Annotated in this window: 10 protein-coding genes and 1 other RNA gene; 1 reads left to right on the top strand and 10 read right to left on the bottom strand. The window is 67.2% G+C overall.

The annotated features are described in order from the left end of the window. Positions 1-42: 42 nt before the first annotated feature. The 8 genes from lon to hrpB all read right to left on the bottom strand — a co-directional run bounded on the left by lon (position 43) and on the right by hrpB (position 8,591). Positions 43-2,391, bottom strand: a complete 2,349-nt coding sequence (gene lon, locus LO787_RS01445) for an endopeptidase La (protein WP_232496219.1) — start codon at positions 2,389-2,391, stop codon at positions 43-45. Positions 2,392-2,753: 362 nt separating this feature from the next. Then, a complete protein-coding gene (locus tag LO787_RS01450; protein WP_103098110.1) occupies positions 2,754-3,089 on the bottom strand; it encodes a YbaB/EbfC family nucleoid-associated protein in 336 nt (111 codons plus the stop codon). Between the two features lies 1 nt (position 3,090). Continuing rightward, entirely contained in the window at positions 3,091-4,989 is a 1,899-nt protein-coding gene (locus tag LO787_RS01455) for a DNA polymerase III subunit gamma/tau (RefSeq protein WP_232494119.1), read from the bottom strand. Between the two features lie 109 nt (positions 4,990-5,098). Next, positions 5,099-5,195: signal recognition particle sRNA small type (gene ffs / locus LO787_RS01460), an RNA gene on the bottom strand. Positions 5,196-5,231: 36 nt separating this feature from the next. Next, positions 5,232-5,501 carry a Txe/YoeB family addiction module toxin gene (locus LO787_RS01465; protein ID WP_232494120.1) on the bottom strand — a complete coding sequence of 90 codons (270 nt, stop codon included), beginning with the start codon at positions 5,499-5,501 and terminating at the stop codon, positions 5,232-5,234. 7 nt (positions 5,502-5,508) lie between these two features. Then, positions 5,509-5,763, bottom strand: coding sequence for a type II toxin-antitoxin system Phd/YefM family antitoxin (locus LO787_RS01470; protein WP_232494121.1), 255 nt, complete (start codon positions 5,761-5,763; stop codon positions 5,509-5,511). A gap of 53 nt (positions 5,764-5,816) precedes the next feature. Then, positions 5,817-6,095 (bottom strand): ETC complex I subunit, encoded by a 279-nt coding sequence (locus LO787_RS01475; protein WP_232494122.1) that lies wholly within the window; start codon positions 6,093-6,095, stop codon positions 5,817-5,819. Positions 6,096-6,140: 45 nt separating this feature from the next. Then, positions 6,141-8,591: an ATP-dependent helicase HrpB gene (gene hrpB, locus LO787_RS01480; protein WP_232494123.1), complete on the bottom strand. Its 2,451-nt coding sequence runs from the start codon at positions 8,589-8,591 to the stop codon at positions 6,141-6,143. Positions 8,592-8,811: 220 nt separating this feature from the next. Between hrpB and LO787_RS01485 the strand changes: the two genes are divergently transcribed. After that, the gene (locus tag LO787_RS01485) at positions 8,812-10,689 is read left to right on the top strand and encodes a putative bifunctional diguanylate cyclase/phosphodiesterase (RefSeq protein ID WP_232494124.1); all 1,878 of its coding nucleotides are present in this window, start codon (positions 8,812-8,814) and stop codon (positions 10,687-10,689) included. A gap of 9 nt (positions 10,690-10,698) precedes the next feature. On the opposite strand, the gene LO787_RS01490 is transcribed toward LO787_RS01485, so the two are convergent. Both LO787_RS01490 and LO787_RS01495 read right to left on the bottom strand, forming a co-directional pair. Then, a complete protein-coding gene (locus LO787_RS01490) occupies positions 10,699-11,466 on the bottom strand; it encodes an energy transducer TonB (RefSeq protein WP_232494125.1) in 768 nt (255 codons plus the stop codon). A 68-nt stretch (positions 11,467-11,534) separates the two neighbouring features. After that, positions 11,535-12,551: a polyprenyl synthetase family protein gene (locus LO787_RS01495; RefSeq protein WP_232494126.1), complete on the bottom strand. Its 1,017-nt coding sequence runs from the start codon at positions 12,549-12,551 to the stop codon at positions 11,535-11,537. Positions 12,552-12,597: the final 46 nt, after the last annotated feature.

The raw sequence follows: 12,597 nt of genomic DNA on the forward strand, positions 1-12,597 counted from the left end.
TCGTAGTCCCCCTCTCCCGCGTGCAGGAGAGGGGGACTACGTTCAGTGCGCGGTCGCGGCCGGTGACGGCTGATGCGGCTGCGGTGCCGCGGCCAGTTCGTCCGCCTCGGTCCATTCGATCGCGGTGAGCGGTTCGGTCAGTGCCTTGGCCAGCACCTCGTCGACGTGGCTGACGGGGATGATGTCGAGTCCCTGCTTCACGTTGTCGGGGATTTCCGCCAGATCCTTGCGGTTCTCCTCCGGGATCAGCACCGTGGTGATGCCGCCGCGCAGGGCCGCGAGCAGCTTTTCCTTGAGCCCTCCGATCGGCAGCACCCGGCCGCGCAGGGTGACTTCGCCGGTCATGGCGACGTCCTTGCGCACCGGATTGCCGGTCAGCGTTGACACGATCGACGTCACCATGCCGATGCCCGCCGAAGGACCATCCTTGGGCACCGCGCCTTCGGGCAGGTGGATGTGGATATCCTTCTTGTGGAACACGCTCGGCTTGATGCCATAGGCGGGCGAGCGGGCGCGCACGAAGCTGAACGCGGTCGAGATCGACTCGTTCATCACGTCGCCCAGCTTGCCGGTCGCCTTGATCGCGCCCTTGCCGGGAACGGTCACGCTTTCGATCGTCAGCAGTTCGCCGCCCACTTCGGTCCAGGCGAGTCCGGTGACCGCACCGACCTGATGCTCTTCCTCGCCGACGCCGTGGCGGAACTTGCGCACGCCCGCGAACTCCGCGAGGTTTTCCGGCGTGATCGTGACCTGCTTGGCCTTGCCTTCGAGGATCTGACGCAGCGACTTGCGCGCCAGTCGCGCGACTTCACGCTCCAGCGTGCGCACGCCTGCCTCACGGGTATAGTAGCGGATCAGATCGCGCAGGCCATCCTGGGTCAGCGTGAACTCACCCTTCTTGAGCCCGTGCGCCTCCACCTGCTTGCGGATCAGGTGACGCTCGGCGATCTCGACCTTCTCGTCCTCGGTGTAACCTTCGAGGCGGATGATCTCCATGCGGTCGAGCAGCGGCTGCGGCAGGTTCAGGCTGTTCGCGGTGCAGACGAACATCACGTCCGACAGGTCGATGTCGAGTTCGAGGTAATGATCCTGGAACTTGGCGTTCTGCTCCGGATCAAGCACTTCGAGCAGCGCCGAGGCCGGATCGCCACGGAAGTCCTGACCAAGCTTGTCGATCTCGTCGAGCAGGAACAGCGGGTTGGACTTGCCCGCCTTGCGCAGGTTCGTGACGATCTTGCCCGGCAGCGAGCCGATATAGGTACGGCGGTGACCGCGAATCTCGGCCTCGTCGCGCACGCCGCCCAGCGACTGGCGGATGAACTCACGCCCGGTCGCCTTGGCGATCGACTTGCCCAGCGAGGTCTTGCCGACGCCCGGAGGACCGACGAGGCACAGGATCGGCCCCTTCAGCTTGTTGGTGCGCGCCTGCACCGCCAGATACTCGACGATGCGGTCCTTGACCTTGTCGAGCGCGTAGTGATCGGCGTCGAGGATCTCCTGCGCCGACGAGATGTCGCGCTTGAGCTTGCTCTTCTTGCCCCACGGCAAGCCCAGCAGCACGTCGAGGTAGTTGCGGATGACGGTCGCCTCGGCGCTCATCGGCTGCATCGACTTGAGCTTCTTCAGCTCGGTGGTCGCCTTTTCCCTGGCTTCCTTGGAGAGCTTGGTCTTCTCGATCTTCTCGGCGAGCTCCTGAAGCTCGTTGCCCTCGTCACCCTCGCCGCCGCCGAGCTCCGACTGGATCGCCTTGAGCTGCTCGTTGAGGTAATACTCGCGCTGGGTCTTTTCCATCTGGCGCTTCACGCGCCCACGGATCTTGCGCTCGACCTGCAGGACGCCGAGTTCGCCTTCCATGAAGGAATAGACCATTTCCAGGCGCTTGAGCGGGTCGGCCTCGGACAGGACGGCCTGCTTGTCGGACACCTTGGCCGACAGCTGCGCTGCAACCGTGTCCGCCAGCTTAGCCGCGTCCTCGATGTCGCCGAGCTGTTCGCCCGCGTCCTGGCTCAGCTTCTTGTTGAGCTTGGCGTATTCGTTGAACTGGTCGACGACGGTGCGCATCATCGCCGCAACTTCGGTGCCTTCGGCCTCGGTCGGCTCGATCAGCTCGACACCGGCGACCAGCATCTCGCCCTCTTCCGTCGTCTCGGAGCGCAGCGTCTCCAGACGGGCGCGGTCCTGGCCCTCGACCAACACGCGCACGGTGCCATCCGGCAGCTTGAGCAGCTGGAGAACACTGGCGACCACGCCGGTGTCGTAGAGATCGTCGCGATCCGGGTCGTCGCAGCCGGGATCGAGCTGCGCGAGCAGGAAGATGTCCTTGTCGCCGGCCATCGCGGCTTCGAGCGCGGCCACGGATTTCTCACGGCCAACGAAGAGGGGCACGACCATGCCCGGGAAGACGACGATGTCACGCAGCGGCAGAAGCGGAAGCAGGTTCAAAGCAGTATCCAGTTCATCACGCGCGGAAGAACGCCTTGCGGCCCTCCCCCGGCTATCGCGCAGAATATGGGGTCTTTGCGCCGCCATGCAATCTTTTGTAGGTGAAAGGCCGTGGAAACCGGGCCGTTCGCTACTGGTATCTACGCCCCGAAACGGGACCAGGCATCAAGAGCCGGGTCCGAATCCGAGTGAATTTTCCGACGGGTATGGACCCATTGCTCGCGAGAGCCATGCACGGCCCCCATGCAAGCTCGAGGCGAGCGCGCGACGCAATGCCGCGAAACGCCCGCCCCGAAATTTTCCGAGCGTTCTCAGAATGGCAGCTTGAAGCCCGGCGGCAGGCCCATGCCCTGCTGCGCCTTGGCGAGCTCCTCGTTGGCGACCGAGTCCGCCTTCACGCGCGCGTCGTTGTAGGCGGCGGCGATCAGATCCTCGAGGATCGGCTTTTCGCTGGCGACCATCAGGCTGTCGTCGATCGCCACGCCGATCACGCGGCCCTTGGCCGAGCAGCGGATCTTGACGAGACCGCCGCCCGAAAGACCCTCGACCTCGAGCTGGTCGAGTTTGCCCTGGGTTTCGTTCATCTGCTTCTGGATGGTCTCGGCGGCCTGCTGGGCAGCCTGGATCATCTCTTCCATCGACTTCATCTCAACGTCTCCAATTGCGACCGCCGCCACCGATGGCGGCCTGACGGTCCTCCTGAATCAATTCGGCGCCGGGGAACGCGGCCAGCGTCGCCTCGACGAGCGGCGAGGTGCGCAGCGCATCGGCGTCGGCAGCCTTCTTCACCTCATGGACCTCGACGAGCGTGGGCGCGCCTTCGGCCGAGACCTTCTCCACCTGCCAGCGTTCGCCGGTAGCCGCCTGAAGCCCGCCGCGCAGTACGCCGACGATATCCTCGTTGAAGCCGGGCGGCTGGGTATAGCGCAGGATTCCCGGGGCAAGCTCCACCACGCGCACCTGCATCCGCATGGTGTTGGCCGCCGACATCTCGCCCGCATGCTCGACATCGTCGACCAGTGCTTCCCAGCGCGGGGAAACCGCTGCCGGAGCCGAAGCCGCCGGACCGGAAGGCGCAGCCCCGCCGTCCTGCACGACCGGAGCCGCAGGCGCGCGCGCGGCGATCTCCTCCAGCTTGCGCACCAGCGCGCCGGGATCGGGCATGTCGGTCGCGTGCATGATCCGCAGCAGCGCCATCTGCGCCGCAACCAGCGGATCGGGCGCGGACTTCACTTCGTCATGCCCCTTGAGCAGCAGTTGCCAGAGGCGATGGATCTGGCCGGCGCGCAGCGCCTTGGCCCAGCCCTCGATCGCCTCGCGCTCCTCGGTCGAGTGCGCCTCGGCGCTGCCGCTGACTTGCGCCACGGCGACCCGGTGCGTCAGTTCCATCAGCCCGCGCATCAGCGCGATCGGCTCGACGCCGAGCGCGAACTGGTGCGCCACCAGATCGAGCAGTTCGCCACCCTTGCCGTCGAGGATCGCGGCGATGAGCTTCCTCTGCACGCTCTTGTCCGAAAGGCCGAGCATGTCGCGCACCTTGTCGGCGCGGACCTGGCCTTCGCCGTCCAGATCGGCATGGGCGATAGCCTGGTCGAGGATCGACAGGCCGTCACGCACCGAGCCCTCGGCAGCCGCGGCGACCATGGCGAGCGCCTCGGCCTCGGCCTCGACGCCTTCCTTGGCGCAGACATTGGCGAAGTGCCCCGCCAGCATCGGGGCGGGAATGCGCCGCAAGTCGAAGCGCTGGCAGCGCGACAGCACCGTCACCGGCAGCTTGTCGACTTCGGTCGTCGCGAAGAGGAACTTCACATGCGCCGGGGGCTCCTCAAGCGTCTTGAGCAGCGCGTTGAAGGCGTTGCGCGAGAGCATGTGGACTTCGTCGATGATGTAGATCTTGTAACGCGCAGAGACGGCGGCATAGCGCACGGCCTCGATGATCTCGCGCACGTCGTCGACGCCGGTGTGGCTGGCGGCATCCATCTCGATCACATCGATGTGGCGCCCTTCGGCGATGGCGATGCAGGGCTCGCACTTGCCGCAAGGGTCGATCGTCGGACCGCCCTGCCCGTCGGGGCCAATGCAGTTCAGGGCCTTGGCAATGAGGCGCGCAGTCGAGGTCTTGCCGACACCGCGCACGCCGGTCATCAGGAAGGCATGCGCCAGCCGGTCGCGCTTGATCGCATTGGCGAGGGTCTGCACCATCGCCTCCTGCCCGATCAGTTCGGCGAAAGTCTGTGGGCGATACTTGCGCGCGAGTACCCGGTAGGGCTGCGCGGGAGCGCCGGACGGAGCCTTGGCTGCGGGGGCTTCGAAAGGCTCGGCCTGAGCGGGGACGGGAGCGGGTTTGGGCGCTTCGGCGAACATCGCCGCCTGCCCGGCGGCTTCGAGTTCCGCGGCGCTCGGCTTCGGCTCCGGCGCAGGCTCGGGATCGCCGAACATCGACTGCTGCCCCGCCGCCTCCAGTTCGGCGGCGTCGGGCGCATCGTCGTCCCGGTCATCGTCATCCCAGGGGGGCGTGTCGCCGAACATGTCGCGTGAATCGTCCATCGTCGCGCAAACTAGGGACTGGCGGCCCGGATGTCAGGGGGAAAGCGCCATGTTCCACAGCCTTCGCGCCGCGATGAGCACAAAGGCATGCATATTCAGCGATGTGAAGAAATGAAGGAGCCGAACGACCCGCCGCAACCCGTTGTGGCTGCTTCCTTCCGGACCTGACCAAGTTGGCGGACGCAAGCGCCCGTCCGACTCCCGGAGCGCCCTATGGCGAGGGTTTCACCGGAATGCAAGCGTCAGGCGTAATGGAACCGGCATTGCGCGATTTCGAGCCGCTGCTCGGCACCGGTGCCCGCGACACGATAGACCAGCCGATCCGCCTGATTGATCCGCCGGGACCACCAGCCCTGCAATTCGCCCTTGAGCGGCTCGGGCTTGCCGGTGCCCTTGAACGGAGTGTGCCGACATTGCTCGACCAGCGCGTTTAGGCGCTCCAGCGTCGCGCGATCGTTCGCTACCCAATGTTGATAATCTTCCCAGGCGCGGGAAGCGAAGACGATCTTCATGCGCGCCTCAGGGCTGGACGAGATCGTGTTCCTCGCCCTCGCCCATATCGAATTCCCGAACAGCGTCGCGGAGCCGCTGCGAGTTCGCGGGCGTGGAAAGCAGATGCATGGTTTCGGCCATGGCGTTCCAGTCGGACAGGGAAACCATCACGACCGCTTCCGCCTTCTGGCGCGTGACGATCACGGGCGAACGATCGTCCACCACATGATCCATCAGCGCCTTGAAATTGGCGCGCGCTTCGGAGAACGAGAGCACATCCATGCGACGAATATGTACATAAATCTGTACAACGTCAAGACGTGCTCAAAACTGTCTTACCGGAAGTTGTCGGCATAAGCCTGAATCTTGAGGCGGCGCGGCGGGGTGGCGTGAACTTCAGCCTCGATGCCGTACTTGTCGGCATAGGCCTTCGCCTCGTCCACAGTCGGGAAGCGCAGGATCACCTGCTGCTGCGTGTCGCCCGAACCGGCCCAGCCCATCAGCGGATCAGGCTTCTTCGCCTCTGCGGGCGCAAATTCGAGGGTCCACAGGTCGAGAAGCGCCTTGCCGGACTGCATGGCGTTCTTCGGGCGTTGATAAATGCGTGCACTCATGAGCCAGCGCTTTGCCCCCGAATCGAGCCCGAAAGCAAGCGCGAATCACGCCTTTCGGCTTGCTTCGAAAGCATTGCGCGTCTTGAGGCTGGGGTCTTCGGTCCAGGGTTCGTCCGGCCAGCGGTGGCGGGGGTAGCGGCCCTTCATGTCGCGCTGCACGTCGCGCCACGATCCGCGCCAGAAGCCCGGCAGGTCGCGCGTGGTCTGGATCGGGCGACCGGCGGGCGAGGTCAGCTTGAGCAGCAGCGGCTGAGAAGGCTGGCCGAAGCCCGGATGCCGGTCGAGCCCGAACAGCGCCTGCACCCGCACTTCGACCGAAGGGCCGCCCTCGTCCTCGTAATCGATGGGATGGGTCGAGCCTGCCGGACTGCGGAACTCCGCGGGGGCCAGCCGCTCCAGCGCCTGCTGGTCATCCCAGGTCAGGCGGTTGCGCAGCGCCTGCGACACCGCGCCCCCATCAAGCGCATCGAGCCTGCGACCCAACAGCGGGCCGAGCCAGTCCTCCAGATCGGCCAGCAGCGCCTCCTCGGACATCGCCTCGATCCCGGCATAGCGGGCGCGGCGCAGGAAAGCCTGCGCGCCCTTGCCCAGCGGGACAAGCGACAGGCCCTTGGCGCGAATACGCTCGATCAGGAAGGCGCGGATCGCCTCGGGATCGGGCGACGGATCGGGGCCGCTGGCGAGGGTGATCGCGCCCAGCCGCCGCTCCAGCCGCGCCTCGACGCGGGCATCCGCCTCGTTCCAGCGCAGGACCGTGCGGCGCTCGATGGCATCGCCCAGCCATGCCTCGACCTCGGCACTTTCCAGCGAGGCGCCGGAGAGGATGCGCGCCCCCTTGGCCTGCCCCTGCGCGTCGCCGATGACCATCCATTCACGCGAGGCGAGCGGCGAGGCCGGGTCGAGCACGTAGCCCCTGCCCCCCGCGCTCAGCCACGTCTCGCCCGAAGCGTCACGCCGCCGCGCGACCATGTCGGGGCGACCGAGAGCGAGCAGAATACCCGGCGGGACCATGTCCGGCTCCCCAGCCTGGACCAGAGCACGCGCGCGCCGTGCCCAGCCCGATGCCAGCTTGCGAGACGCCTGCGCGCGGGGCGAACGGTCCGCGTCCCAGCGTGACAGGCGCTGCGCGAGATCATCGCTGCGCCCGCCGAGGCCCCGCTCCTGCAGCAGCAGCGCCAGTCGCGCCGCCTCATCGCCCGCACCATGCTCGGTCGCGCGGAGGATCATCGCGGCCTGCGCCGGGTCCATCGGCAGGCTGGCGACCTTGCGACCGAAAGCGGTGATGCGCCCCTCGCCGTCCAGCGCGCCGAGCACTTCCAGCCCCTTGCGCGCGGCGTCCAGCGCCGGAACCGGCGGCGGATCGAGCCAGGCCATCGCCTCGGGATCGCCCGCGCCCCACTGCGCCAGCGCCAGCGTCAGCGGCGCGAGGTCGCTGGTCAGCATCTCGGGCGGGTCGAACTCCGGTCGTCCGGCATGCGCGGCCTCTTCCCACAGGCGATAGGCGACACCCGGCCCCTGACGCGCCGCGCGACCCGCGCGTTGGGCCGCCGAGGCACGGCTCGCGCGATGCGTGACCAGCCGCGTGACGCCCGCCGCCTTGTCGAACTCCGCCCGGCGTGACAGCCCGGCATCGACCACCACCGACACCCCATCCAGAGTCAGCGAAGTCTCGGCGATGGCGGTCGCCAGCACGATCCGCCGCCGCCCGTCCGCATCGCGCCGGATCGCCGTGCGCTGGGCAGACGGCTCGCACTGGCCATGCAGCGGCAGGACCAGAGCGGACGGCAGCTTCTGCGCCAGCCCCTCCGCCACGCGCTCGATCTCGCGCACACCGGGGAGGAAGGCGAGCACGTCGCCCTTCTGCTCGCGCCATGCGGTCAGCAGCGCCGAGACCATCGCGTCCTCGATCCGCCGGTCAGGCGCATGGCCGAGCCAGCGCAATTCGAGCGGCCAGGCCTTGCCCGCACTCTCGATCACCGGCGTGCCCTCGCCCAGCAGGCGGGCGAAGCGCGAGCCGTCGATGGTGGCGGACATCACCACCACGCGCAGGTCTTCGCGCAGGACCGCCCGGCTCTCGATCGCCAGCGCCAGGCCGAGGTCGCTGTCGAGGTGACGTTCGTGCGCCTCGTCGAACAGCACCGCGGAAACGCCGGGAAGTTCCGGGTCGGCAAGGATCGTCGAGACGAAGATCGCCTCGGTCATCACCATGACCCGTGTTCGAGCGGATCGCTTCACGTCGAGGCGGGTGACGTAGCCGATCGTCTCGCCCGCCTGCTCGCCGAGTTGCTCCGCCATCCGCTCGGCGGCGGCGCGGGCGGCGACGCGGCGAGGGGACAGCAGGATCACGGTCCCGTTGCACCAGTCCTCGCCCAGCAGCGCAGGCGCCAGAGCCGTGGTCTTGCCCGCGCCCGGCGGCGCGATGAGTACGGCGGCCGTGTCCGCGCGCAGCGCGGCAAGCAGGTCGGGCAGGACGGCATGGATCGGAAGCGTGCTCACGCCGGGGCCTTTAATCGCCCGATGGCCGTGAGGAAAGCGCCGGCACGAAACGGATGCGGGACGGGTTATTTCCAGATCGGAGTAATCTTCGGGCACGTCCACCCTTCATAAAGACTTAGGCTCTAGGGAAGATCACTTGGGATCCCCCCGTCCACGACAGAGCCTAGCCCAGCGCCCCATGCATCTTGCCGGACAGTATCCTCTCAGCGTCGCGCAATACTTGCGCCTGCGCGAACACATCCCGCCGCTGTACGGGCTGTTGTCGATCAACGCGGTGGTACTCGCATTCACGCATCGCGAGATCGCGCCGACGCTGCTGGTCTACACGATCCCCACGATCCTCATCGCCGCGTGCCTGACCCGCATGGTGGTGTGGCGCCAGCCGGTGAAGGCGACGGACCTCGAGCCAGAAGCGGCCCGCGTCCGCCTGCGCCGCACGCATTTCTTCGCCGTCGCCTTCGCGATGGCGTTCGTCGCCTGGGCACTGGCGCTCGACCAGTATGGCGGGCCCTACGAGCATGGCCACGTCGCGGTCTTCGTATCGGTCACTGTGCTCGGCTGCGTGTTCTGCCTGAGCTTCCTGCCGCGCGCGGCGATAGCGGTCTGCGTGACGGTGCTGGGCACCTTCCTTGCCTATTCGCTGGTGATCGGCGCCGAAGTGCTGATCGCGATCGCCGGGAACATTGCGCTAGTCGCCATCGGCATCCTCAAGATCCTGCGCGATTCCTACGGCTCGTTCGTGGAGCTCGAGACCTCCCAGCGCGACCTGCACGCCGAGCGGCGGCAGGCGCAGGTACTGGGCGAGGAGAACGCCCGCCTCGCGCAGACCGATGCGCTAACGGGGATGCCCAACCGCCGCTACTTCTTCTCCACGCTGGAGAACCTGCTGGACGAGTCGGAACCGCATGAGGTGTTCAGCGTCGGCCTGATCGACCTCGACCGGTTCAAGCCGATCAACGACACCCACGGCCACGCGCACGGCGACCGGCTGCTGCAGATCATCGGGTCGCGCATGACCAGCGGGTGCCCTGCCGACGCCATCGTCGCCCGGCTCGGCGGCGACGAATTCGGGCTCATCGTCATGGGCGGCGCGCGCCATGCGGAACGCATCGCCAACGAATTGTGCCGCGCCATCCGCGAACCGGCGCGCATCGGCGACATCATGGTCTCGGTCGGCTGCTCGGCGGGACTTGCGGTCTACCCGGACACCGCGACCACGGCCAACCTGCTGTTCGACCGCGCCGACTTCGCCCTCTACCACGCCAAGAACCACAAGCGCGGCCAGTGCGTGCTGTTCTCGACGGAGCTGGAGCGGCTGATCCGCACCGAGCAGGCGCTCGACGCGGCCTTGCAGGGGGCAGATCTCGTCAAGGAGCTGTCGCTCAACTTCCAGCCGATCGTCGCCACGCACGATCTTGAGACGATCGGCGTCGAATGCCTCGCCCGCTGGCGCTCGCCGCGCCTCGGCGACATCTCGCCGGAACTGCTGATCTCGTCGGCGGAGCGCGTCGGCCGCGCCCGCGAAGTAACGCTGACGCTGTTCGACAAGGCGCTTCATGCCGTAGGAAAATTGCCGTCCACGCTGCGCGTCTCGTTCAACCTTTCGGGCAACGATATCTGCAACCCGGACACGATAGACGCGCTGCTGGAGCGCATCGCCACGTCCGACTGCGACCCGCGACGCCTGCTGATCGAGATCACCGAATCGTCGCTGATCTCGGAATTCGATACCGCCAGCGCTGCGCTGGAACGCCTGCGCGAGACCGGGATGCGGATCGCGCTCGACGATTTCGGCACGGGCTATTCCAGCCTCTCGTCTCTGCACCAGCTGCCGCTCGACATGGTGAAGATCGACCGCAGCTTCGCGGCACGGCTGGACGAGGCTGCCGGCCGTCGGCTCATCACCGCCATCCGCCACCTCGCGCGTTCGCTGTCGCTGGAATGCGTGATCGAGGGGATCGAGACCGAGAACCAGCTTGTCAGCGCGCGCCTTGCCGGGTTCTCGCTGGCGCAGGGATACTTCATCGCCCGGCCCATGACACTGGACAAGCTGCTTGGTCAGATCGCGGAGCCCGGCGCGCTGCGGTGGAGCGCCTGACGCGATCGCTCAGCCTGCGCTGCTGCGCGATCCGTACTGGATGCGGATACGGACCCACTCGCCGACCTGCGGCTTGCCGTTGATCCGCGGCGGGATCACCTGGAACTGCCACGCGGCGTTGAGCACGGCACGCCCGAAGCCCGAGCCACGCGGCGATTCGCCGAGGATCTGGCAGTTGTCGACGCGGTAGCGGTCCATCGTCTGGCAGGCGACCATGCCCCATCCCGCTGGCGGCGCGTTGGTCGGTATGTAGCCGCCAAGCTGGGCGTCGGTCGGCTCCTTGAACCAGTCCGCGTTGTAGAGCACCGCGCCGCCCGGTCCCTCGCCGGGGCCGTAAGTCGAGCCGTTGTTGCCCTTGGCCAGCCCGGCGTCGCCGCTGCCCGATCGCTTCATCGCGCCGATATCCGCCGCTGCCATGTCCGCGCGCGACACCTTTAGGAAGCTGAACGCGGGCTTCTCCGGCGTTTCGGTGGGCTTCTCGACCGGCGGAACCGGAGTCTCGACGCGGACTTCGGACTGCTGCGGCTGGTCCTTCTCGACGGATTCGGCCTTCTTCGCCTTCTCGGGCGCCTTCTTGCCGCTGTCGGCGTCCTCACCCTCGATGTTGAAGGTGACGGGATTCCGCGCCTTCTTCTGCTGCGGCGCGACGGCAGTCTGGTACAGCGCGATCAGCAGAGCGATCACGATGATCGCCGCAGACAGCAGCGAAGATATCAGACGTTGGCGGGGCGAACCGGACTGGTAGCCGGTAGCGCCCCCATCGGCGTAGGAAGGCATGGCGCGCCTCCATAAGCGAGCCGTGGACACGCCGCAATTACGGCTTTGTTGCAGACTGTCGCAAAGCGTCAGTAACGACGCGCCACCGCGAACTCGACCGCTTCCGCCATGGCCGTGCGTGCCTCGCCCGCCGGGAAGCCGGCGATGGCGTCGATGGCGCGCTGGGCGTAGTGGCGCGCGCGCTCGCGGGTCGCCTCGACGCAGCCGTGGCGGTTGATGAGTTCGACCGCGTGGGCAAGGTGCTCGTCTTCGGTAAGGAAGCCGGCGATGGCGTCCTCCCAGAACTTGCGCTCCTCGGCATTGCCGCGCGCATAGGCGAGGATCACCGGCAGGGTCATCTTGCCCTCGCGGAAGTCGTCGCCCTTGTCCTTGCCCGATTCGCCCACTTCAGAATCGTAGTCGATCGCATCATCGACAAGCTGGAAGGCGATGCCGAGATTGCGGCCGTAGGCATCCAGCGCCTGCTCCTCCGCCTCGCTCTTCTCGGCGACGATGGCCGGGATGCGGGTGGCGGCGGCGAACAGCGCGGCGGTCTTGGAGCCGATGATCTGGAGGTAGTGCTCCTCGCTCGTCTCGATCCGGCGCTGCGCGGTCAGTTGGTCGACCTCGCCCTCGGCGATGATCGAGCTGGCCTTGGAGAAGACCTTGAGCACCTTGAGGCTGCCGTCCTCGACCATCAGTTCGAAGGCGCGGGTGAACAGGAAGTCGCCCACCAGCACGGTCGCCGGGTTGCCGAAGACGATGTTGGCGGCGGCCTTGCCACGGCGCATGTCCGAACCGTCGACAACATCGTCGTGCAGCAGGGTCGCGGTGTGCAGGAATTCCACGGCAGCGGCCAGCTTGTGGTGGCGCGTGCCCTGGTAGCCGCACAGTTCGGCAGCGGCGACCATCAGCATCGGACGCATCCGCTTGCCGCCCCCCGAGATCAGGTGGCCGGCGAGCGAGGGAATCAGCGGAATCTCGCTCTGCATGCGGTCGAGGATGACGGCATTGACGCTGTTCATGCCGGGCGCGGTAAGCGCCAGCATGGGAGCAAGGGAGGGTTGCTGCCTGCGCGTCTGCAGGGGGACGACATCTGCACTCATCGTCCGGGGCTTTGGGCGCAAGCCGCCTGCAACGCAAGTGCAAACG

This window comes from Novosphingobium kaempferiae (assembly GCF_021227995.1).
Taxonomy (GTDB): domain Bacteria; phylum Pseudomonadota; class Alphaproteobacteria; order Sphingomonadales; family Sphingomonadaceae; genus Novosphingobium; species Novosphingobium kaempferiae.

What these genes read in the sequence shown, in the direction of transcription:
- lon (WP_232496219.1), bottom strand. Translation starts at nt 2,391, where the DNA reads ATGGTCGTGCCCCTCTTCGTTGGCCGTGAGAAATCCGTGGCCGCGCTC.
- LO787_RS01450 (WP_103098110.1), bottom strand. Translation starts at nt 3,089, where the DNA reads ATGAAGTCGATGGAAGAGATGATCCAGGCTGCCCAGCAGGCCGCCGAG.
- LO787_RS01455 (WP_232494119.1), bottom strand. Translation starts at nt 4,989, where the DNA reads ATGGACGATTCACGCGACATGTTCGGCGACACGCCCCCCTGGGATGAC.
- LO787_RS01465 (WP_232494120.1), bottom strand. Translation starts at nt 5,501, where the DNA reads ATGAAGATCGTCTTCGCTTCCCGCGCCTGGGAAGATTATCAACATTGG.
- LO787_RS01470 (WP_232494121.1), bottom strand. Translation starts at nt 5,763, where the DNA reads ATGGATGTGCTCTCGTTCTCCGAAGCGCGCGCCAATTTCAAGGCGCTG.
- LO787_RS01475 (WP_232494122.1), bottom strand. Translation starts at nt 6,095, where the DNA reads ATGAGTGCACGCATTTATCAACGCCCGAAGAACGCCATGCAGTCCGGC.
- LO787_RS01490 (WP_232494125.1), bottom strand. Translation starts at nt 11,466, where the DNA reads ATGCCTTCCTACGCCGATGGGGGCGCTACCGGCTACCAGTCCGGTTCG.
- LO787_RS01495 (WP_232494126.1), bottom strand. Translation starts at nt 12,551, where the DNA reads ATGAGTGCAGATGTCGTCCCCCTGCAGACGCGCAGGCAGCAACCCTCC.